This window comes from Solilutibacter pythonis (assembly GCF_003697345.1).
Lineage (GTDB): Bacteria > Pseudomonadota > Gammaproteobacteria > Xanthomonadales > Xanthomonadaceae > Solilutibacter > Solilutibacter pythonis.
The window spans coordinates 48,007-68,638 of record NZ_RFLY01000009.1 but is presented as its reverse complement, the minus strand read 5'-3'; the positions used below and the strand labels follow the sequence as shown (position 1 = coordinate 68,638).

At 67.2% G+C, this 20,632-nt stretch carries 20 protein-coding genes and 1 tRNA gene; 12 read left to right on the top strand and 9 right to left on the bottom strand.

Going from position 1 to position 20,632, the window contains the following annotated elements; genetic code table 11:
* The first annotated feature begins 68 nt into the window (after positions 1–68).
* From EBB59_RS07875 to EBB59_RS07865, 3 genes are all read left to right on the top strand, one after another.
* A complete protein-coding gene (locus EBB59_RS07875) occupies positions 69–1,979 on the top strand; it encodes an MFS transporter (protein WP_122101600.1) in 1,911 nt (636 codons plus the stop codon).
* Between the two features lie 68 nt (positions 1,980–2,047).
* A complete protein-coding gene (locus EBB59_RS07870; RefSeq protein WP_122101599.1) occupies positions 2,048–2,401 on the top strand; it encodes a CD225/dispanin family protein in 354 nt (117 codons plus the stop codon).
* 44 nt (positions 2,402–2,445) lie between these two features.
* Positions 2,446–2,817, top strand: a complete 372-nt coding sequence (locus EBB59_RS07865) for a DUF2752 domain-containing protein (protein WP_122101643.1) — start codon at positions 2,446–2,448, stop codon at positions 2,815–2,817.
* A gap of 2 nt (positions 2,818–2,819) precedes the next feature.
* On the opposite strand, the gene nudC is transcribed toward EBB59_RS07865, so the two are convergent.
* The 3 genes from nudC to EBB59_RS07850 are packed head-to-tail and all read right to left on the bottom strand — an operon-like array spanning position 2,820 to position 4,821.
* Positions 2,820–3,692: an NAD(+) diphosphatase gene (nudC, locus tag EBB59_RS07860; RefSeq protein ID WP_122101598.1), complete on the bottom strand. Its 873-nt coding sequence runs from the start codon at positions 3,690–3,692 to the stop codon at positions 2,820–2,822.
* 35 nt (positions 3,693–3,727) lie between these two features.
* Positions 3,728–4,102: an iron-sulfur cluster insertion protein ErpA gene (gene erpA / locus EBB59_RS07855; protein WP_122101597.1), complete on the bottom strand. Its 375-nt coding sequence runs from the start codon at positions 4,100–4,102 to the stop codon at positions 3,728–3,730.
* Between the two features lie 32 nt (positions 4,103–4,134).
* Positions 4,135–4,821, bottom strand: a complete 687-nt coding sequence (locus EBB59_RS07850) for a DUF6776 family protein (RefSeq protein ID WP_147455536.1) — start codon at positions 4,819–4,821, stop codon at positions 4,135–4,137.
* A gap of 107 nt (positions 4,822–4,928) precedes the next feature.
* Here EBB59_RS07850 and EBB59_RS07845 point away from each other — a divergent pair, with 107 nt between their 5' ends.
* Entirely contained in the window at positions 4,929–5,543 is a 615-nt protein-coding gene (locus EBB59_RS07845) for a DUF4126 domain-containing protein (protein WP_122101642.1), read from the top strand.
* A gap of 18 nt (positions 5,544–5,561) precedes the next feature.
* On the opposite strand, the gene EBB59_RS07840 is transcribed toward EBB59_RS07845, so the two are convergent.
* Complete coding sequence (locus EBB59_RS07840) at positions 5,562–6,161, bottom strand: RNA pyrophosphohydrolase (RefSeq protein WP_122101595.1); 600 nt, start codon at positions 6,159–6,161, stop codon at positions 5,562–5,564.
* A 228-nt stretch (positions 6,162–6,389) separates the two neighbouring features.
* Here EBB59_RS07840 and EBB59_RS07835 point away from each other — a divergent pair.
* The 3 genes from EBB59_RS07835 to EBB59_RS07825 all read left to right on the top strand — a co-directional run bounded on the left by EBB59_RS07835 (position 6,390) and on the right by EBB59_RS07825 (position 7,482).
* A tRNA-Met gene (locus tag EBB59_RS07835) sits at positions 6,390–6,466 on the top strand.
* Between the two features lie 56 nt (positions 6,467–6,522).
* On the top strand, positions 6,523–6,879 hold the full coding sequence (queD, locus tag EBB59_RS07830; protein ID WP_122101594.1) for a 6-carboxytetrahydropterin synthase QueD: 357 nt from the start codon (positions 6,523–6,525) through the stop codon (positions 6,877–6,879).
* 192 nt (positions 6,880–7,071) lie between these two features.
* Entirely contained in the window at positions 7,072–7,482 is a 411-nt protein-coding gene (locus tag EBB59_RS07825; RefSeq protein WP_122101593.1) for a phasin family protein, read from the top strand.
* A gap of 79 nt (positions 7,483–7,561) precedes the next feature.
* Here EBB59_RS07825 and bioD read toward each other — a convergent pair whose 3' ends face one another.
* Positions 7,562–8,254, bottom strand: coding sequence for a dethiobiotin synthase (gene bioD, locus EBB59_RS07820; RefSeq protein ID WP_245979169.1), 693 nt, complete (start codon positions 8,252–8,254; stop codon positions 7,562–7,564).
* Positions 8,255–8,644: 390 nt separating this feature from the next.
* On the opposite strand from bioD, the gene EBB59_RS07810 reads away from it, so the two are divergent.
* Positions 8,645–9,127, top strand: a complete 483-nt coding sequence (locus EBB59_RS07810) for a GAF domain-containing protein (protein WP_122101591.1) — start codon at positions 8,645–8,647, stop codon at positions 9,125–9,127.
* A gap of 142 nt (positions 9,128–9,269) precedes the next feature.
* Here EBB59_RS07810 and EBB59_RS07805 read toward each other — a convergent pair whose 3' ends face one another.
* The 4 genes from EBB59_RS07805 to EBB59_RS07790 all read right to left on the bottom strand — a co-directional run bounded on the left by EBB59_RS07805 (position 9,270) and on the right by EBB59_RS07790 (position 15,067).
* On the bottom strand, positions 9,270–10,436 hold the full coding sequence (locus tag EBB59_RS07805; protein WP_245979166.1) for a cytochrome-c peroxidase: 1,167 nt from the start codon (positions 10,434–10,436) through the stop codon (positions 9,270–9,272).
* A 110-nt stretch (positions 10,437–10,546) separates the two neighbouring features.
* On the bottom strand, positions 10,547–13,501 hold the full coding sequence (locus EBB59_RS07800) for a secretin and TonB N-terminal domain-containing protein (protein ID WP_122101590.1): 2,955 nt from the start codon (positions 13,499–13,501) through the stop codon (positions 10,547–10,549).
* An 88-nt stretch (positions 13,502–13,589) separates the two neighbouring features.
* Positions 13,590–14,564, bottom strand: a complete 975-nt coding sequence (locus EBB59_RS07795; RefSeq protein ID WP_122101589.1) for a FecR domain-containing protein — start codon at positions 14,562–14,564, stop codon at positions 13,590–13,592.
* The gene (locus EBB59_RS07790) at positions 14,561–15,067 is read right to left on the bottom strand and encodes a sigma-70 family RNA polymerase sigma factor (protein ID WP_122101588.1); all 507 of its coding nucleotides are present in this window, start codon (positions 15,065–15,067) and stop codon (positions 14,561–14,563) included. The genes EBB59_RS07795 and EBB59_RS07790 overlap by 4 nt, the downstream gene beginning before the upstream one ends.
* Before the next feature lie 87 nt (positions 15,068–15,154).
* Between EBB59_RS07790 and EBB59_RS13455 the strand changes: the two genes are divergently transcribed.
* The 4 genes from EBB59_RS13455 (at position 15,155) to EBB59_RS07775 (ending at position 20,553) form a co-directional block, all read left to right on the top strand.
* Complete coding sequence (locus EBB59_RS13455; RefSeq protein WP_147455535.1) at positions 15,155–15,376, top strand: hypothetical protein; 222 nt, start codon at positions 15,155–15,157, stop codon at positions 15,374–15,376.
* An 84-nt stretch (positions 15,377–15,460) separates the two neighbouring features.
* Positions 15,461–16,585 carry a Fic family protein gene (locus tag EBB59_RS07785; RefSeq protein WP_122101587.1) on the top strand — a complete coding sequence of 375 codons (1,125 nt, stop codon included), beginning with the start codon at positions 15,461–15,463 and terminating at the stop codon, positions 16,583–16,585.
* A 304-nt stretch (positions 16,586–16,889) separates the two neighbouring features.
* Positions 16,890–19,277 (top strand): TonB-dependent receptor plug domain-containing protein, encoded by a 2,388-nt coding sequence (locus EBB59_RS07780; RefSeq protein ID WP_122101586.1) that lies wholly within the window; start codon positions 16,890–16,892, stop codon positions 19,275–19,277.
* Between the two features lies 1 nt (position 19,278).
* Positions 19,279–20,553, top strand: a complete 1,275-nt coding sequence (locus tag EBB59_RS07775) for an aminotransferase class V-fold PLP-dependent enzyme (RefSeq protein ID WP_122101585.1) — start codon at positions 19,279–19,281, stop codon at positions 20,551–20,553.
* Positions 20,554–20,632: the final 79 nt, after the last annotated feature.

Below are 20,632 nucleotides of genomic sequence, written 5' to 3'. Positions count from 1 at the left end.
GCCGAAAGCCATCCCATGTACTCGGCGTCCGCGAACCCGCTTAGACTGCCGCCAACCGCGGGGGCCTCATGTCCGACTTTCCAAATTCGCAACACACCCATTCCCAGTTCGGTCTGCTGAAACAGCGGCGTTTCCTGCCGTTCTTCCTGGTGCAGTGCCTGGGAGCCTTCAACGACAACGTCTACCGGCAGTCGATCATCGCCCTGCTGCTGTGGCTTGGCGTGTCGCTGGAAGAGCGCACGCTCTACACCAACCTGGCCCCGGCATTGTTCATCCTGCCCTATTTCCTGTTCTCGGCACTGGCCGGACAGGTGGCGGAGAAGCTGGAGAAATCCCGGCTCATCCGCCTCACCACCACGATGGAAATCCTCATCATGTCGCTGGCGGCGGCCGGCTTCATTCTCCAGAACATGCCGGTGCTGCTGGCGGCGTTGTTCCTGACCGGCGTGCAATCCACGCTGTTCGGGCCGGTGAAGTATTCGATACTGCCCGGGGTGCTGCGCAAGGAGGAACTGACCGGCGGCAACGGGCTGGTGGAGATGGGCACCTCGGTATCGATCCTCTCGGGGATGATGGTGGGCGGCCTGGTATTCACCCTCGCCGGCAGCGCCGGGCCGCATGCCGCGGCCGCCGTGGTGGTAGTACTGGCGGTGGCCGGCCGACTCACCAGCCAGTTCGTCCCGCCGGTGGCGGCGGGCGCGCCGGCGTTGAAGATCCGCTTGAATCCCCTGCCGGAATCGCTGGCGATCATGCGCCTGGTCCGCAAGCAGTTGGCCGTGCGTAATGCCGTGCTCGGCGTCTCCTGGTTCTGGTTCATCGGCACGGTCATCACCGCGCAGATTCCCAACTACGCCGAGGTGAATCTCGGCCTCAGGAACGAGCTGTACGTATTCGCGCTGGCGCTGTTCTCGGTCGGCACGGGCATCGGCTCGCTGCTGTGCGAAAAGCTCTCCGGGCGGCGGGTCGAGCTGGGACTGGTGCCCCTGGGCTCGATCGGCGTCAGCCTGTTCCTGCTCGATCTCTATTTCGCCCGCAGCGGCACGGCGCTCGCCGCGGGCATGGGCGTCCGCGAATTCGGGCAGGCGCCGGGCAACTGGCGGATCGTCGTCGATCTGCTCGGCGTCGGCGTGTTCACCGGTTTCTACGTGGTGCCGCTGTTCGCGCTGATCCAGAGCCGCACGCCGGCGGGCGAGCTCTCGCGCGTGATCGCCGGGCTCAACATCCAGAACTCGCTGTTCATCGTGATCGCGGCGGGCGTGGGCTATCTGTTGCAGAAATCGCTGGGTTGGAGCATCCCGCAGGTGTTCCTCGCGCTCGCCATCGCCAACGTGCTGGTGGCGCTGTGGATCTTCAGCATCGTGCCGGAGTTCGCCATGCGCTTCGTCGCATGGCTGCTGATCATCGTGCTCTACCGCATCCGCTGGCGCGGCGTGGAGGAACATGTGCCGGAGGAAGGCGCGGCGCTCATCGTCTGCAACCACGTCAGCTACATGGATGCGCTGATCCTCTCCGGCGTGATCAAGCGGCCGGTGCGCTTCGTCATGTACTACAAGATATTCAACATCCCGCTGATGAGCTGGATATTCCGCACCGCCAAGGCCATTCCCATCGCCGGCGCGCGGGAGGACCCCGCGCTCATGCGGCGCGCCTTCGACGAGATCGACGCCGCGCTGGCCGAGGGCGAACTGGTCTGCATCTTCCCCGAGGGCGCGCTGACGAAGGATGGCGCGATCGCGCCGTTCAAGTCCGGTGTGGAGAAAATCCTGGCGCGGCGGCCGGTGCCGGTGATCCCGATGGCGCTGCGCGGGATGTGGGCCAGCATGTGGAGCCGCCGCGATTCCCGGCTGGGCCGGATGCGCGTGCCGCGCCGCTTCCGCGCGCATGTCGAAGTGGTCGCCGCCGACGCCATCGACGGTGGCATCGTCAGTGCCGGAACACTGGAGACGAAAGTACGCGAGCTGCGCGGCGCGGCGGCGTGAACGCCAGCCCGCCCGGCGATGCCGGGCATTGATAACATTCGGCCTCAATACGCCGAACAGGATGGAGCATGAACACGTCATTCCCGTCGCAGCGGGTCCCCAGCCATCTGGTTTGGTCGATCGTCAATACCGTGTTGTCGGGGCTACTGTGCTGCTTCACCTGCATTTCGATTTTCGGTGTCCCCACCGGCATCGCCGCCATCGTCCAGTCGAGCAAGGTCGACGGCAGGCTGCAATACGGCGACGTCGCCGGCGCCATGCAATCGTCCAAAAACGCCAAGACCTGGAACTGGGTGACGACTGGCATCCTGATCGTCTCGCTGCTGTTGTGGGTGATATTGCTCGCCACCGGCCTCCAGCACCGCATGAACCAGCAATTCCAGCAGGTGCTGGAAGAAATCCAGAAACAGCAGATGCGGTGAATACGCGGCTTGAACGACGGCTGGCATTCGGCGGCGGCGCGGCCATGAGCCTCGCCGCCCTTGTCGCGCTGGCGCTGTTGCGGCGGTTCGATCCCAACCATCCCGGCAACCCGTTCTTCGCCTGCAATTTCCACGCCGTCACCGGGCTGTGGTGCCCCGGGTGCGGGGCAACGCGCGCGCTGCACGCGTTGGCCCACGGCGATCCGCTGCGCGCCTTGTCGATGAACGCGCTGGTGGTGGCGCTCATTCCGCTCGCCATCGGCACGCTGTTCTGGCTGTACGGCTGGCGGCCGACATGGATGCGCAAAGTGGCCGCGCCGCTCGCGCGGCCCTGGCTGTGGATCGCCGCGCTGCCGGGGTTCTGGCTCGCCCGCAACCTACCCTGGCCGCCATTCAACTGGCTGGCCCCGGGCTGAACTCAGGCGCGTTCGCCCGCCACCCAGCACTCGATCAGCCAGCGCGAAATCGACATCGGCGGCGACAACCGTAGCGGCGCGGCCCCATCGTCGCCCGCCAGCGCGGCGAGAATTTCCCCGCGGCCGAACCAGCGCGCGTCCTCCAACTCGTCCTGCGCGGTTCGCGGCGCATCCGGGTGCGCCTCGGCGATGAATCCCAGCATCAACGAACCGGGAAACGGCCACGGCTGCGAGGCCAGATAGCGCGAACGCAGCACACGCACGCGGCTCTCCTCGTACACCTCCCGCGTCACGGTCTGCTCCAGCGACTCACCCGGCTCGACGAAGCCGGCCAGCACGGAATAGCGCCGCGCGGGCCACGCCGCCTGCCGACCCAACAGCAGGCGCTCGCCATCGCTCACCGCGACGATCACCGCCGGGTCGCTGCGCGGATATTCGGTGCGGCCGCAGGCGGCGCAATCGCCCTGCCAGCCGCCGCGCGAATACGCCAGAACGCCGCCGCAACCCGGGCAGAAGCGATGCGAGCCGCGCCAGTGCAGCACCGCGCGCGCCTGCGCGAACAGCGTGGCCTCGAAGGCCGGCCAGGTCGCCGCCGCGGCGCGCAGGTCGAGAAGCGGCGCGCCCTGGGCAAAACCGGCTTCGCCCAGGGCGGCGAACCAGGGCTCGCCGCGCCCGAGGCCGAGAAAGACCGCGTAGGCCGGTGCGCCGCGTTCGAAGCGCGGGCGACCATCGCTTTCCACCGCCACCTGCCCACGCGCGTCCAGCCGCAGGCAGCGGGCGTCGGCGCGCAGGGCGTCGAGCGCGGCGGCATCGCGCCGCAGTTCGTCGGCGCGGTCGAGCGCTTCGGCGATGAAGGCGAAAGACGGCGGGTTCATCGGCGCATTTTCGCAAATGCCGAGGCGGCGGCGGCTCAGACCGTGAACGAGGAGCCGCAGCCGCAGGTCGTCCTGGCGTTGGGGTTGCGGATGGAGAACTGGGCGCCGTGCAGGCTTTCGGTGTAATCGACGGTGGCGCCCATCAGGTATTGCAGGCTGAGCGGATCGACCAGCAGGGTGACGTCGTCGGTGACGATGGCGAGGTCGTCCTCGGCGCGGGTCTCGTCGAATTCGAAACCATACTGGAAGCCTGAACAGCCGCCGCCCTGGATGTAGACGCGCAGCTTGAGCGCGGCGTTGCCTTCCTCGGCGATCAGTTCGCGCACTTTCGCGGCGGCGGCGGCGGTGAACACCAGCGGGGCGTCGAGCTGCTGGTAACCAGGGGCGGCGATGTCGGTGCGGGTTTCCATGGCTCCAAGGATGAGGGCGCGCTGATGACGGTTCAAGCGCCGGCGATCTCGTTCCAGTTGAAAGCGGTTTCGACCGACTGGCCGCGCGACGGCAGCAGGCGCACCACCAGCCGGGTCGGCACGAAGCCGGCCGGCAGCGCGAATTCGCCTTCCACCCGTTGCAGGTAGCGCAAGCCGTAATCGATGCCCGGGGCGTCCGGCCGCTGGCGCAGCGCATCCCAATCCAATTGGGTCAGCTTGCCGTCGCGGCTGCCTTCCACCCGCACCTCGACCTTGCCGCGGCTGGCGGCGGCCTGCTCGCGCCCCTGGGTCAGGGTCACTTCGAAACGCCAGACGTTGGCCGCCTGCGGGCGCACGTGCGCGGCGTGCACCGACAGCCCCCGGCGCTGGCGGTCGGGGCTGACGAAACGTTCGTAGAAATCGAGATCGGCGCGCAGGGCGGCGATCTGCTCGTCGCGCTCGGTCAGGGTGTTTTGCAGATCGAGCATCGCCTGGCGGCTGATTCGATCGGACTGACGCAAGGTGGCGATGTCCTGCTGCAATTTCGCCAGCCCGGGCCCGGGCTGGGGAGCGGCCGTCCCACCCCGCCCGGCCGAGAACCAGACCGCGACGGCGATCGCCACCGCGACCAACGCCACCGCCCACGGCAGCCAGGGCTCGCGCGGCGGATTGGCCGCCTGCCCGGACGTCCGCGCCGGTCCTTGGTTTGCTTCGTTCATCCAGCCCACCCGTGCTTAAGCCCGTGTCCAGCCAGTCTGCCGCATATAGTGCCCGCATGCGGCCCGGCTGGCCGCGGGGGAGCGTTGCAATGGAAATGTCGCTGGCGATGAGTGAAGCCCACCTGTTCGCAATTGGCGTGCTGCTGGCGTGGCTGGCCGGCATCCGCGTCTATCTCACCGTGTTCGGCGTCGGCATCGCCGGGCTGATGGGTTGGGTGGAATTGCCGCAAGCCTTGCGGGCCACCGAGTCGCCCTGGGTGCTGGGCGTCTCCGGCGTGCTGGCGCTGGCCGAGTTCTTCGCCGACAAGATTCCCGGCGTGGACAGCGGCTGGGATCTGCTGCAAACCCTGGCGCGGGTCCCGGCCGGCGCTTTCCTGGCCGCCGCGGCGATGTCGCCCGACGGCAGCCTTGGTCCCGGCGTGATGGCGGCCGGCGCGGGCGTGGCGCTGACCAGTCACGTCCTCAAGTCCGGCACGCGCGCCGTTCTCAATACCTCGCCCGAGCCTGTGACCAACTGGAGCGCCTCGATCGGCGAGGACGTGATGACGATGGGCGGGCTGGCGCTGGCCTTCTCGCATCCGTGGATCGCGCTGGTCATCGTCATCGCCCTGACCGTTCTCTTCGCGGCGCTGGTCTGGTGGCTGGCGCGCAAGACGGTGCGCGGGATGCGCCGGCTGTTCGGCGGCGACGCGCGCCCCGGCGGCGGCGGGCCGCCCGCCTGAGGCGCGACCGGAGCCGCTTCAGCGCTCGCCCTCCCCGCGTTGCCCGCGCGCGGTGGCCGCGACAGCCCCCCGCCGCCGCGCCGGACGGCGAACGCCGACGCTACTCACCTCGCGGTTGGGCGGCGGGATCGCCCCCGGCCCGGTCACGCCACGCGCCAGTGGCGCCAGATGTTGCAACGCGCGCGAATAGACGCCGCGCTTGAACATCACCACGTTCTGCACCGGGTACCAGAAATCGACCCAGCACCAGTGGTCGAATTCCGGTGTATCGGTCAGGTCGAGGCGGACGTCCTCCTCCCGGCCGGTCATCCGCAGCAGGAACCAGACCTGCTTCTGGCCAATGCAGACCAGCCGGTCGCGATGGCGAACCGCGCGCGGCGGCAGCCGGTAACGCAGCCAGCCGGGCGTGGCGCCCAGGACTTCGACGTGCCAGGGCAAGAGGCCGGTCTCCTCGCGCAGTTCGCGGTACATGGCTTCCAACGGGGTCTCGTCGGAATTCATGCCGCCCTGCGGGAATTGCCAGCCATCCCGGCGGATGCGGCGCGCCCAGAACACCCGACCATCCGGATGCATGAGCACGATGCCCACGTTGGGGCGATAACCGTCCGGATCGATCACGACGCGGACTCCCGAAATTGACGTTGGGGCCTGGCCCCGCTGGAACCGAATGTGCCATGCGGGCGACGGAGCGGCAAGCCGGTCATTCAGGCGCGAGACGGCCTCGGCCCACGCGCCCGTCCGGGCGGGATCGACCCGCGTCGCGGCGGCGCCCCCAAGCCCCCCATTGACGACATGCCCATCGGCATGAATAATTCCGGGTTCGCCGCGTCGTATGGCGTTGCCGATGGCTATGTAGCTCAGCCGGTTAGAGCACAGCACTCATAATGCTGGGGTCGGTGGTTCGAGTCCACCCATAGCCACCATTCCCCGAAACCCCGCGCGATGCGGGGTTTTCGCGTTTCAGCGCCCGGAAGCCCGCATGGACATCTTCAAGATATTCACCCTCGAAGCCGCGCATCGGCTACCCAACGTGCCGGCGGGCCACAAGTGCGCGCGGCTGCACGGCCATTCGTTCCGGGTGGAACTGCACGTGAGCGGCCCGGTCGATCCGCAACTGGGCTGGGTGATGGATTTCGCCGACCTCAAGGCCGCGTTCAAACCGCTCTACGAACAGCTCGACCATCACTATCTGAACGACGTCGAGGGGCTGGAGAATCCGACCAGCGAACGGCTGGCGCAATGGATATGGCAGCGCCTGAAGCCCGAGGTGCCGCTGCTTTCCGCGGTAGTGGTGCACGAAACCTGTACCGCCGGCAGCCGCTACGCCGGGCCGTAAAGCGCCTGCCACATTGCCGGCGTACAAATCAGGCGCCATCGTTCCCCGCCCGCTTCGCCCAACCGGGCCTCGCCAGATCGAACATACGGAAACGATTGCAATCGAATTGTTGCAACGCACAATAATTCGGGGTATGTTGCATCGCACAAATCGGGTTCCCCCGGTTTCACCCAACCAGCCGAGGAGAGAGTCATGTATCAGCAGCAGTTCAACGAGCAGTTCGCCGCCGCTACCCGTCAGTTCGCCGACACCGCGGCCCGCATCAACCGTCTGGCGCTGGAGAACGCGGAGCAGGTCTTCGGCCTGCAACTCGCCGCCATCGAGGAAAGCGCCAGCGCCACCTTCGCCTTCTGGAGCCAGTTGAACGAAGCACGCGATTTCAACGGCCTGCGCAACGCCGTCCCGGCCGGCATCCAGGTCGCCCGCGAAAACGCCGAGCGCGCCGTCGCCGCCGGCCAGGAAATCTTCGACCGCACGGTGAAGACCAACGAAGCCATCACCCAGATCGCCAAGGGCGAGGTGGAGCAAGCCGTCGCCAAGGCCCAGGCCGAAGGCGAAAAGGCGGTGAAGGCCGCCGCCAAGAAGGCCGCGCGCGCCGACTGATCCCGGCCACGCCCCGCACCTCGCGAAACCCGGCGGCTTCGGCTGCCGGGTTTCTTGTTGGCGTGATGCGAACGCCGGCTCAGGCGCGCGCCAACACCCGCAGCGGGGCTTGGCCCAACACGCGTGCGAGCGTGGCGAGGTTGGCCTGGAAGGCGTCCATCGCCGGGTCGACCGGGTTGGCGACCCACCCGGCGAATTCGCAGCCGTCGGCCAGAATCGCCCGCCAGGTCGAGCGCGCGTGATGCACACACCCCAGCCGCAGGCCGACCACCATCAACACCGGCAATCCGAGCGCGCGCGCCACATCGGCTTGTTCCAGGCTTTCGCTCAGCGGCGCCAGCCAGCCGCCGACGCCTTCCACCAGCACACCTTCGACACCCGGCATCGCACGCAGGCGCCGATGCGCCTCGGCGATCTCCCCCAGCCCGATTTCGACGCCGGCCGCGCGCGCGGCGATTTCCGGCGCCACCGGCAGCGGCAGCGCATACGGATTGCGCAGCGCATACGGCGCATCCGCAACGCCATCGGCGTCCAGTTGCGCCAGCGCATCCTCGCTGCGCCAGCCCGCGGGCGTGTCGATGCATCCGCTCGCCACCGGCTTCATGCCGATAACGCGATGGCCCGCGTCCCGCGCCGCGCGCAGCAGGGCGCAGGTGACGAAGGTCTTGCCGATTTCGGTATCGGTACCGGTGACGTAGGCATCGTGAAGAATCATCGGCCGTATTTTGCCGCGCGCGGCCACGCCGGTGGCTTCGCGCCCTGCCTTTCGCATCGTGCCCGGTTGCGCCGCACACGGCCGCGAAGACCTGCCGGCTTCCCCCTCCCTCGCGCTTGTGCGGGTCGTTGGATTGCGCCACGCACAGCCGCGAAGACCGATGCCGGGCCGGTGGTACCACGGCTCACTTCGGCTTTCGCGCCTGTACGGTCAAGAAGTTGCTTGGCCCGTCGCTCGCCGCCTCGCTGCCATCGCACCGTCCCGTCCCGTCCCGTCTCGTCCCGTCTCGTCTCGTCTCGTATCGTCTCGTATCGTCTCGCCACGGACGCCACGGACGCCACGGACGCCACGGACGCCACGGACGCCACGGGCGGCACGGGCGGCACGGGCGGCACGGGCGGCACGGGCGGAGCCTTCGTTACTCCGCGAAGCCGCTAAACTGGCCGCATGTTCGAGATGAATTCGCTTTCCGGCGACAAGCCGGCGCAATACGCGCAACTGCTGGCACAGGCCGAGGGCTTGTTGCACGGCGAGCGCGACCGGATCGCCAACGCCGCCAATCTTTCCGCCCTGCTGTTCAATGCCCTGCCCGCGCTCAACTGGGCCGGTTTCTATTTCTTCGATGGCCGGGAATTGGTGGTCGGCCCGTTCCAGGGGTTGCCGGCCTGCGTGCGCATTGCGCTGGACAAGGGCGTCTGCGGGGCCGCCGCGCGCGCGCGCGAAACGCAGCGAGTGGCCGACGTCCACGCCTTTCCCGGCCATATCGCCTGCGATGCGGCTTCGCGCTCGGAAATCGTCATCCCGCTGGTGAAGGAAGGCGAGTTGATCGGTGTACTCGACATCGACAGCCCCATCGCGGCGCGCTTCGACGCCGACGACCAGCGCGGGCTGGAAGCGATCGCCGCCACCTGGCTTGCCGCCATCGAGTGAAGCGTGGGACCGCGCGCAAGCGGGACTCGACATTTGCATCGACGCGAGCCGGCCCCGGGCGGGAGTGACCGAGCCGGCCAACGCCCGGCAAGGAAGGCCGACGCGCCCCAAGCATCGACGGAGCGCGGAAAGGGCCCGTCTTCTACAAAGTTTCGAGGAACGAAACGATCGCCCCGAGCTCGGTTTCATTCAGCCCCAGCGGCCGTAGAAGCGGATCGGTCTCGGGAAACAGCGGATCGTCTTCCTGCCCCGGACGCCGCACCGGCTTCACCATACCCAGGTTGTACATGCGCAGCACACCTTCGAGCAGCGGGAATTCGCCATTGTGCATCCACGGTCCGGTCCGCTTGACGTTGCGCAGGCTTGGGGTGCGGAAACGCCCCACGTCGGCCGGGTCGCCCGTGACCTCATAGCGGCCCAGGTCGCCGTTCGGCGTGCCGTAGCCATGCAGACCCAGGTTGTGGAAGCGGTTGTCGCTCAGGGTCGGGCCATGATGGCAATTGATGCAGCGCGCGCGCGTGCGGAACAAGTGCAGACCCAGCAACTGGCGATCATCCAGCGCATTGCCGCGCCCGCCCAGGAAACGGTCGAAGCGGCCATGACGCGGCGCCAGGCTGCGCTGGAACGCGGCCAATGCCTGCGAGATGCGTCGTTCATCGACCTCCCGCGAGCCGAACGCGGCCTCGAAGGCGGCGCGGTACTCCGCCAGCGCGCGCAGCCGTGCCACCATCTCGCGGCGGGTGAACGCCATCTCCCTCGGGTCTTCCACCGGGTGCATCGCCTGGTCTTCCAACGATGCGGCGCGGCCATCCCAGAATAGCGTCGTGGCGTATCCGGCCATCGCCACACTCATCGCGTTGCGCCGCCCGGGCTGACGGTCGTGGCCAAACGCCACACGCCGGCCATCGGCCCAGCCCAGCGCCTGCTCATGGCAGTTGGCGCAGGCGATCTGGCCGGATCGAGACAGTCGCGGATCGTGGAACAAGCGGCGGCCCAGCGCAATTTTCGTATGGCTGCTCGGGTTGTCGTCCGGTTCCGGCACCGGCGCGTCGGCGATCGGCCCCAGCTCGCGCCATGCCACACCCGCGTCGACATGGGGCGCGGGCCATTGCGCGGGTGGCGCGGCATAGGCCCGGCGAAGACAGGCGACCAGCCCTGGCGGCATCTCTGCGGGCGCCGGAGCGCGCAGCCACGTCGTGCAATCCGCCGGGGAGACGACCGCCTCCGGCATCCGTGCGTGCGGTGGCATTCCCGAGGATGGCACCACCGCCATCGCCCCGGCCAGAAACAGGGCTGGAACCGGTCGCACGAAGCCGGCCAACGCCGTGGCCGACCGCCTTGCCTGCCGGCGCTTCGCCCGGCAGGCTGGACCCCACCCGCCGGCCAATGCTTCGGCCAGGGCCATGGCCCACGGGCGCTTCAAAACCGCAGGGCCACGCCCGCCCAGAACGACCGGCCGCGCAGCCACGGACGGTTCGCGCTGGCGTACGCGTTACCGAAGTCGTTGAACAGGTTGTTGACCCGGAACCGCAGCGACACACCCGCCGTATCGCCACTCCAAGCCTGCCAGGTACCGGACAGGCCCACCGTCGTGGTGGCTTTCGCGCGGTAATCCTCGTACACGTTGTAGCGCTGGTCGTCGATGACGATGTCGGTGGCGCTGTCGCGAACGGCGTCGTAGCTGAAGTTGTGATCGAAGCTGAGCGCCAAGCTCAGGCGATTGTCCAGCCAATCGGAATCCACCACCAGGGAAGACCGTACCGGGATGTCCAGATTGCCGGTGACTTCTTGAAAAGTGGCGCGGGTATAGGTTCTCTCCCGGTAGTAGATGAAGTCATCCGGGCTGGTTTGGCCGTCGTCGTCGAAATAGGTGCTGGATGAGGTGGCGCGCCTGGACCAGGTGGTCGACAACGACACGCCGAGCTGATCGGCCAGCGGCGTATCCGACCACGACTTCCGGTACTCCAGGCTCGCCGAGCGGTAGCGACTACGACCATCGTTGGTCAGCACGAACTCGCGGCTGGCCGCCTTCGAGGTGGCGAACTGATCCTTGCCGCGGCGATCGATCAGACGCAATCGCAGGCTGCCGTCCAGCCATGGCTCGTGCCATTGCAACGCACTGGTGATCTCGTCCGTATAAGGCGTATCCAGACCGGCATCGCGATAGGACACATATCGCCTTGCGTGCGGTTTCCAGTCTTGCCGGACTTTGCCCGTCACCGGATCGGCGCGACGCGAAGATCCATCGATCCTGTAATTCACCTGCGAGGGCTGCTGGTCGCGGATCGCGTAATACAGCGCGGCGCCGTTGTAATAGCGGTTGAAACCGGCGCTCAAGGAGACCCGCTCGTGCGGCAGGAAGCTCAACACCATGCGCGGCGACAGGTTGGTATTCCTGAAATAGCTTTCGTAGTCGGCACGCAGACCGGCGCGTAGCGACCAGTGTCCCCAGCGCCGGTCGTATTCGGCATGGGCGCTCAGCATGTCGACCGAAGCGGTGGCGCGATAGGCGCTGTAGCCGGTCAGCATGCTGGCGTATTGCTCGGCACTGCAACTCGAATCGCCTTCCGCGCAGATGAAGCGGCGGTTCTTCCAGTCTGTGGGGAAATCGTCGGCCACGGTCCGGTACGAGCTGTAGAACCAGGCATCACGCGGACGCATGCGCTCGACGGTGGCGCGGTTCCAGTCGAAACCGGCATTGAACCGCCCATGGAAGATGTCGCCATCCATCTCGACGCTGAGACCCGTTTCCTTCTGCGACTGCTGGCGTTCGCCATGACCACCCTGCCTGCAGCTCGAATCCGATGGCGCGTAGCGGCATATGCCGCGCAGTTCTTCGGATTCCCATATCCATCGCCGGGCGCCGCGTCCCATGGCCTTGGCCCCGTAAGGGGTATAGATCGTGTCGCGGTCGGATTTGTTGAGCACGCGCGAGTCGTTATGGAACAGGCGGGAAGTCAGGCTTACTCCGCCCAGCCCGACGCGCGCCCAACGCAGGCCGTCGAGATCGATCTCGTGCCGCAACTGCGAAGTCAGGCCACGGGTACGCACGTCGAACACGGTATCGAGCCAGGCGACGTTGATGAAGCTGTTGGTGTAGTCGGTGCGGTTCGCATCCAGCGTGAACTTGCCGTACGCGGTGTCGTGCCGGGAAGCGAGCCGGTAGTAGCGGCTGGTCGAGGCATCCTCGATCACGCTGTCGTTGACGTATTGGGCATCGCGCTGTTTGCGGCTGTGGGCGTCCTGCTGGCTGTAGGAAAGACTCATCGCCCAACCATCCCTCACCGGCACATTGACCGACAGCGCATATTTGTCGTTTCGGAAATACGGCTTGAGGCGGTTGTAGCGGTTCTCGCCGTTTTTCGTGCCTAGCCGGTAATTCACCCAGTCGCTGCCGCTGCGGTCATGGTTGAAGGTCATGCCGAACGCATCTTTCGGGTCGGCCAGCTTGTAGTCCACCACGCCACCCTGGAAGTCGCCATAGCGCGCCGAGGCGTTGCTGTCGACCACCGTGACCGATTCGACGAACGTATCGGGCACGAATACCGTCTGCGAGTGCAGGCCGTAGATCACCGACTGATCGTGCACCGTGCAGTAATCGTGGGTGACATCGCCGCAATAACCCGCCAGCGAGGGTTTCTCCACACGCCCGGACAGGTTGTTGACGCCGATGCCGTTGATGCGGAAGTTGTTCTCGTACAGCTTGCCGCCGGAGATCGAGACCTCAAGCGGCCGCATGTCGATCTCGCGCATGCCGTCGTAGCCGGCATCGTTGGACGCGTCGTTCTGGTACTGCACGTTGGCCATGCCGCGCAGCACGCTGTTGGCATCTCCATCGCCGGCGATGCGCGCCTGGTAGCCACCGCCGGACAGCACGCGGGTGCCCGTGTCGGCCAGACTCCGGCCCCCGTAGGCGCTCACGTAGGCGGGAAGCGCGCCCTCCGTCCAGCCGCCCATGACGTTGAGCGGCGCGGTCTGCATCACGTTTTCCTGCGATGGCGGGGCCTCGGAACCGGGCAGCAGGCGTATCGTGCGCGCACTCTCGAAGCGATAGGACAATCCGCTTCCCGCCAGGAGCTTATTCAGGCCCTGTTCGACGTCATACGTCCCGGACAGGCCCTGCGTGCGCCGGCCGGCGACGCTCTCGGGCGTGAACGCCAGGGTCAGCTCATGCAAGGTCGCGAAGCGTCTCAGCGCCGGTCCAAGCTCCCCTGGGGGAATATCGATCGACAGCCGCCCGCCCGGTTGCACGGGCTTGCCCTGCAAGGCCAGCACGGGAAACGGCGTGGCGGTCGCGGTTGCAAGAATCGACAGGCACAGCGCATGCGTCAGCCAGCGGCGCGCCGGCCAGGGAGAGGGGTGGTTCGGATTCACGGTGGGGTTCCTTTCGGCGGTACGACTCGCCTTTCCCTGTCATTGACACGCGCCGACAGGAAAGGGGACACGCATCGGGCGTGCGTTTTCAGGCCGCCTCGATCAGGGTCCACGGCCCGCGGCGCACGACCTTGACCGGCAAGGTCCGCACCACGACCGCGAGCACGCCTTCCGGGTCGTCGGTACGGAACGTGCCCGAAATCCGCAAGCCCGCCACCGCGGGGTCGCACCTCAGCCAGCCACGGTGATAACGCGCCAGTCGCTCCAGAAACGCGTCCAGCCGCTCGCCGTCCGCATGCAGGAGACCCGCCACCCAGGCGAGATCCTCCCCGCCCAATGCGCGGATCTCGGTGATGGCGCCATCGACGATGCGTGCCATCCGTCCCGCCGCGATCGTGCCGCCCCTCCGGTCGGCTTCCGCGACCAGTTCCAGCACGCCCTGTTCGACCATGACGAGCAACCCCGCGCGCGCCTCCCCGGCGCCGAACCGGGCATCGCCAGTACGCAGGACGCCTTGCCGGGTCACGATTTGCAGCGCACGCGCCGGCGCCAACGGGCCGGTCGCCGTGCGCACGTGAAGCCTGCCGCGCACGAGTTCGAGCCGGCGCGCATCCCGCCCCATATCCACTCGCACCGCCGTGTCGGCATCCAGCATCAGCGCGCTGCCGTCGGCCAACTCGATTTGCAGGCGCTCACCTCGCCCGGTGCGGTGATCCACCCCATACAGCCGACGCCAAGCAATGCCGCCAATCGGCACCGCCATCGCCAGCAGCAGGGCATTGCGCAGCAGTGTCCGCCGCGACGAGGAGCGCGGGCGATCCAGCGCCTGCCTCGCCAGGGGCGCGGGCAAGCTTTCCAATCGGCCGAACACCCGTTCGGCGCGCCGCCATGCGCTGGCATGATCCGGATGCTGGTCCCGCCATGCCCGGCATGCGTCGATGTCGGTCTGCCCGGCCTCGCCGGAAGCAAGCAATGCCATCCATTCCGCGGCGGCATGCAAAACCCCATCGGGCAGTTCGGCCGGCGTGGCGCCCGCCTTGCCCGATTCGCCGGGCCGTCTCACCCCAGCACCTTCAGGCAATGCACGAAGGCGGATGCCATGTCGCGCTTGACCGTGCGCACGCTCACCCCGGAACGCTCGGCGATGCCGGGATAGGTCATGCCTTCGAGTTGGGACAAGAGAAACGTCCGACGCACCCGCGCGGGCAGAGCGTCCAGAACCTCATCCAGCAAGTGCAAGGTCTCCAGCACGACCCAGCGCTCCTCTTCCGAGGGCGCCCTGGCTTCCGGCAGGCCGCGCAAGGCTTCCAGCCATGCCTGCTCAAGTGAGTGGCGACGGTAATGGTTGGCGAGCAGGCGGCGGGCAATCGTGACTAGATAGGCCCGTGGCTCCTGGAGCGATGCGGCATCGGTGCCCGCCCGCAAGACTTTGACGAAGGTGTCCTGCGCCAGATCCGAAGCCAGTTCGCGGCACCCCAGCCGCCGGCCAAGCCAGGCTTGCAACCAATTGCCGTGCGCATCGAACAGGCGTGCGACAGGATGCAGCTGCAAGTGAGTGTCGGGCATTCGCTTCTTCAGCAAACGATAATCATTATCGATTATAGACCCTTGAGCCGGACTTCCCACCATGCATCGAAATCCCACCGGCCCGGGATGAAACGCGCGCCGCTTCGGCCTGCGGCTGTCGCCGCCATGCCTCGGGGGCTGGCGGAGATCAGGCGGGCGCGCCCGCATGCCCGGGAAGACCTCGCCCATACGGCCCATCAGCGCTCGATGTTCATCCTGCGCCATTCATTGATGGCAAACAACGTTGCGTATCACCCATCGACATCAATCGGGTTTGTCGTCAACAAAACAGGAAATGTTGATGTCTGAAGCACTTGATCCCCATCCGTGAACAACAAACGTATTGTCGTTAACAATGTTGATTTTATTGAAGACAAATCACAAGATAGACGTATGACCCTGGACATCAGCCAAGCCACGCACTATCACGATGGCCAATTCCCGCCCCGCGACCTGGCGCTGGCGCCTTTACTGAACGGCCTGTTGGCCGCCAATGCGGCGCTCGCCCGTTATGACCAGATGCTGCGCGGCCTGCACAACAGCGAGTTGTTCCTGGCTCCGCTGCGCGGCCAGGAGGCGGTGGTCTCCTCGCGTATGGAAGGCACGATCAGCACTTTGGACGAGATCCTGCAAGTGGAGGCCGAGTTCGGTGACGACGACGCCGGCGCCGCCCAGGAATTCCGCTCCGACGCCATCGAGACCCTGCTCTACCGGCGTGCGCTCAACACCGCCCAAGCGCAGATCCAGCAAGGCCAACCGTTATCGGAATCGCTACTTAAGAGCATCCACCGCCAGCTACTGTCGCTCGGCCGTGGCGCGCGCAAGGCACCTGGCGCCTACAAGCGGCAGCAAAACTACATCGGCGAGCAGGGCAGCCGGCGGGTGAGTTTCGTCCCGATCGCGCCGGAGCACCTGCCCGGCGGCATGGAGGCGCTGTTCGCGCTGATCAACGACGATCGCATGCCGGTGCTGTTGCGCACGGCGCTGGCGCATGCCGAATTCGAAGCATTGCACCCGTTCGAAGACGGCAATGGGCGCGTCGGGCGCATGCTCGTCACGCTCATGCTGTGGCAGGGCGATGCCATCGCCGCGCCCCATTTCTACATCAGCCGCTATTTCGAGGAAAACAAGGACGAATACATCGAACGGCTGCGCCAGGTTTCATCCAACGGGGACTGGGAAGGCTGGTGCCGCTTCTTCCTGAGCGCGGTCGAGCGGCAGGCGGTGGACAACCTGGAGGCGGCCCAGTCCATCGGCACGCTTTACGAAGACATGAAACCGCGGTTCGCCGCATTGCTGGCTTCCAAGTACGCGGTGGCCGCCTTGGACTACCTGTTCACCCATCCCGTCTTCAGCAACAGCCGCTTCACCAAGAGCGCGGGCATCCCCTCGCAGACGGCGGCGCGCTTCAGCCGCGTGCTGCTGCAAGCGGGCTTGCTGCAAGTGGTCAGGGAAGCCTCCGGACGCCGGTCGGCCATTTATCGATTCGAGCCCTTGATGGCGCGCGTCCGCGTCTGACACGCGCAAGATGGCGTCGCCGGCCAGACGACGCCGGGACGGACATCGAACCCCGCGGGCCCCGCCCAGGAAACCCGCGGCCGCCACAAACGCGTCGCCCGCATCCACCCGATCCGGGCCGATACTCGATGGCGAGCGCCCCGGTAAAGCACAACGCCCGCCCCCGCCATGCCCGTATCGCACCCGGTGCCGGCATTCGAGCGGCATGGACACCCGGAGGCTTCATGCAACCGCCATCAGACTGTCAACCGTGAGTAACCTGCGCCAACGAATATTTCGCATTCCTTAATACGCGGAAAACGAAATGAAACCGGGAACCTTGGGACGCGCCATCGCCTTCGCGCTTGGCGCCACCGCCCTGCCGGCCTCGGCGCACGCGACCGACGCCGATCCGGCCGTCTCGCACGCCTCGACGAAACTCGACAACGTGATCGTCACCGGCACACGCGGCAGCCAGCGGACCCAGTTCGACACGATGGCGCCGGTGGACGTGTTCTCGGCGGAAGACATCCAGGCGGTGGAGTCGGTCGATCTCAACGACGTACTGGCGCAACTGGTGCCTTCCTTCGTGGTGCAGCGCCTGCCGATGAACGACGGTCTGGTCTTCGTGCGTCCGGCCACGCTGCGCGGGCTCTCACCCGACCAGACGCTGGTGCTGGTCAACGGCAGGCGTTTCCACCGTTCCGCCTTTCTCGGCGCGCGCGGCGCGCAGGGCGCGGATCTCGCGCGCATCCCGGTCACGGCGGTGAAGCGCATCGAAGTCCTCCGCGATGGCGCTTCGGCGCAGTACGGCTCGGACGCCATCGCCGGGGTCATCAACATCATCCTCGACGACGCCACCGCCACCGAGCTTTCCGCGCGCGTCTCGCAATACAGCGCGGGCGACGGCAAGGCCGTCCGGCTGGGCGGCAAGACCGGCTTCGCCCTCGGCGACACCGGCCACGTCGTGCTCTTCGCCGAGGGCGAAAACGGCGATGCCACCTCGCGCAGCCGCCAGCGCGCCGACGCCATCGCCTTCCAGAACGCCAATCCCGACGTGCGAGTCCCCAATCCGGTACAGCGCTGGGGCCAGCCCGACCTCGACAACCGCCACCTCGGCTTCAACCTGGAAGTCCCACTGGCGGGCTACACCGCGCTGTACGGATACGGCATCCATTCGACCAGCAAGGGGGTTTCCGATTTCAACTGGCGCAACCCCGACGGCACGCCCTCGGTCTACCGGCAGGTGGCGGAATTTCCCGGCTGGGATCTGCGCGCGCTCTACCCGGCGGGCTTTTCGCCGAAGTACGGCAGCCGCCAGCGCGACACCCAGTTGATGGGCGGCGTGCGCGGCGAGTTCAACGAAAACTTCCGTTGGGACGTCAGCGCCAGTTGGGGCCGGAGCGCCATCCGCTACACGCTTGGCAACACCATCAACGCCTCGCTCGGCCCGCAAAGCCCGACCTTCTTCCAGCTCGGCCAGCTCTCGCAGGAAGAGTTGAACCTCAATGCCGATTTCGTCTATTCGTGGGAACTCGCCGCCCTGCCCGCACCGCTCAACGTGGCCTTCGGCGCCGAGCGGCGCAGCGAGACCTTCGGCGTCAAAGCCGGCGATGCGGCCGCCTACGCCGTCGGCCCCGGCGCGGCCAGCGGCCTGTCGCCCAATTCGAACGGCGCGCCCGGCTACAGCGACCGCCAGGCCGGCAAGTGGACGCAGCGCAGCCTGGCCGCCTATCTGGACGTGGAGGCCCCACTCACCGAGCGCTGGAATCTGGGCGGCGCGCTGCGCTACGAAAACTTCTCCACCTTCGGCGGCACGCTGAACGGCAAGCTCTCCACCCGGCTCGAACTCTCGCCGGCCCTCGCGCTGCGCGGCGCGTGGTCGACCGGCTTTCGCGCCCCCACGCCGGGCCAGGTACATTCCACCAATACGGTGCAGGGGCTGGATACCGTCACCTTGCAAGTATTCACCTCGGGGCGGCTCTCACCCAACGATCCGCTGGCCATCGCGCTTGGCGCGAAACCGCTGGGGCCGGAAAAATCGCGCACGCTGTCGCTTGGCATGGCCTGGCGGAACGATCTTGGCTTTTCCGGTTCGGTGGACGTGTACGACATCAAAGTGACCGACCGCTTCAGCCAGTCGCCGAGTCATGCGATCCCCGCCGGCATGCCCAACCCGATGCGCTACAGCTCGGTCAGCTTCTTCACCAACGATTTCGACACCACCACGCGCGGCGTCGACGTGATCGCCGGCTGGCTGCGCGACGGGGCGGCGGGAAAACTCAACCTGACCGCCGCCTGGAACTACAACCGCACCCGCGTGGATCGCGGCGACACCGGCGTTGCCAGCAACGCGACCCAGCGCATCCTGTTCGAGGAGCGGCTACCGCGCAACAAAGCCACCCTGACCGCCGACTTCGACGCCAGACGCTGGGGTGCGACCGCGCGGCTCCGCCACTACGGGGCATGGACGGATTCGTCCGGCAACGCCAGCGGCGACATCTTCCAGCGCTTCGGCGCGATCCAATTGTTCGACCTGGCACTGCGCTACCGCGTCGGCATACATCAGTTCCGACTGGGCGCGGACAACCTCTTCGACACCTATCCGGACGAAGCCACTTTTCAGGCCAGCCGCGGCCTGGTCTACTCGCGCAACGCGCCCTACGACACCGACGGCCGCAATCTCTATCTGGAATACCGGGTGAAATTCTGACGTGGACGCGCGTCGCCGCACGTTGCTGAAATCCGGTGCGCTGCTGGGCCTCGGCGCCAGCGGCTGGCTATCCGGCGTGCCCGCCGCCGGGCTTCCAAGCGGCGGCGCGGCCACCGATGCGAACTACTGGGACGCGGTGGCCAACCTCTACGACATCACCCGCGACGTGGCGATGCTGGACAATGGCTACTGGGGCACGATGGCCAAGCCGGTGCTGACGGCCTACCAAGCCGCCAGCGCCCGCGCCAACCACGACAACGCCTGGTACGGACGCCATGCGTTTCCCCGCGAATTCGAAGCCGCGCGCGCGCGGCTGGCGGAATCGTTGGGCGTGGGCGTGGACGAAATCGCGCTGACGCGCGGCGCCACCGAAGCTCTCCAGGCGCTGATCGGCGGCTATAACCGCCTGCGCCCTGGCGACGCCGTGCTCCACGCGGATACCGATTACGACGGCATGATCACCGCCATGCGCTGGCTCAACGCGCGGCGCGGCGTGGAAGTGCTGAAGATCGACCTGCCCGAGCCGTTCACCCACCAGAATCTGATCGACGCCTATGCACGGGCGATGGAACGGCATCCGCGCCTGCGCCTGATCCTGCTGACCCAGGTCAGCCACCGCCACGGCCTGCGCCTGCCGGTGGCCGAAATCGCCGCGCTGGCACGCGCGCGCGGCATCGACGTGATCGTGGATGCCGCGCACGGCATCGGCCAGATCGACGAAACGCTGCCGCGACTCGGCGCGGATTTCGCCGGCATCAATCTACACAAATGGATCGGCGCGCCGGTCGGCCTCGGCGCGCTCTACATCCGCCGCGGCCGGGTGGCGGACATCGACCCGTACATGGGCGAGCCGGGCGATGCCGGGGACATCCGCATCCGCGTCCACACCGGCACGGTCAATTTCGCCGCCTTCGCCACCCTGCCCGCCGCGCTCGAACTGCACGAGACGATCGGCACGGCAAGGAAACAAGCCCGCCTGCAATACCTGCGCGAGCGCTGGCTGGCCGCCGCGCGCGAGATGCCCGCGCTGCAAGTGCTGGCCTCGGACGACCCGCGTCTGGCCTCGGCCATCGCCTCGTTCCGCCTGCGCGGCAAAACCTCGCTGGCCGACAACATCGCCCTGTCCCGGCATCTGCTGGAAAGCGGCGGCGTCTTCACCGTGCACCGCGACGGCCTGGCCTCGGGCGCCTGCGTGCGGGTGACGCCGGCAGTCTTCACCCGCGAGCGCGAGATCGATCGGTTGATCGCGGCGTTGCGGCGGCTGCGCGCGCACTGAGAGATCGGCACTTCCGCGGGCAACCTCCGGCTTTGGCCGGCCTGGCCTCGGGCGCCCGCGTGCGGGTGACGCCGGCGGT

Bases quoted from the DNA above. Each gene is read 5' to 3' on its own strand.
- EBB59_RS07865 (WP_122101643.1), top strand. From the start codon at position 2,446: ATGAGCCTCGCCGCCCTTGTCGCGCTGGCGCTGTTGCGGCGGTTCGAT.
- EBB59_RS07845 (WP_122101642.1), top strand. From the start codon at position 4,929: ATGAGTGAAGCCCACCTGTTCGCAATTGGCGTGCTGCTGGCGTGGCTG.
- EBB59_RS07790 (WP_122101588.1), bottom strand. From the start codon at position 15,067: ATGCCCGACACTCACTTGCAGCTGCATCCTGTCGCACGCCTGTTCGAT.
- EBB59_RS07780 (WP_122101586.1), top strand. From the start codon at position 16,890: ATGAAACCGGGAACCTTGGGACGCGCCATCGCCTTCGCGCTTGGCGCC.
- EBB59_RS07850 (WP_147455536.1), bottom strand. From the start codon at position 4,821: ATGAACGAAGCAAACCAAGGACCGGCGCGGACGTCCGGGCAGGCGGCC.
- EBB59_RS07825 (WP_122101593.1), top strand. From the start codon at position 7,072: ATGTATCAGCAGCAGTTCAACGAGCAGTTCGCCGCCGCTACCCGTCAG.
- EBB59_RS07870 (WP_122101599.1), top strand. From the start codon at position 2,048: ATGAACACGTCATTCCCGTCGCAGCGGGTCCCCAGCCATCTGGTTTGG.
- bioD (WP_245979169.1), bottom strand. From the start codon at position 8,254: ATGCGAAAGGCAGGGCGCGAAGCCACCGGCGTGGCCGCGCGCGGCAAA.
- EBB59_RS07785 (WP_122101587.1), top strand. From the start codon at position 15,461: ATGACCCTGGACATCAGCCAAGCCACGCACTATCACGATGGCCAATTC.
- EBB59_RS07810 (WP_122101591.1), top strand. From the start codon at position 8,645: ATGTTCGAGATGAATTCGCTTTCCGGCGACAAGCCGGCGCAATACGCG.
- queD (WP_122101594.1), top strand. From the start codon at position 6,523: ATGGACATCTTCAAGATATTCACCCTCGAAGCCGCGCATCGGCTACCC.
- EBB59_RS13455 (WP_147455535.1), top strand. From the start codon at position 15,155: ATGAAACGCGCGCCGCTTCGGCCTGCGGCTGTCGCCGCCATGCCTCGG.
- nudC (WP_122101598.1), bottom strand. From the start codon at position 3,692: ATGAACCCGCCGTCTTTCGCCTTCATCGCCGAAGCGCTCGACCGCGCC.
- erpA (WP_122101597.1), bottom strand. From the start codon at position 4,102: ATGGAAACCCGCACCGACATCGCCGCCCCTGGTTACCAGCAGCTCGAC.
- EBB59_RS07875 (WP_122101600.1), top strand. From the start codon at position 69: ATGTCCGACTTTCCAAATTCGCAACACACCCATTCCCAGTTCGGTCTG.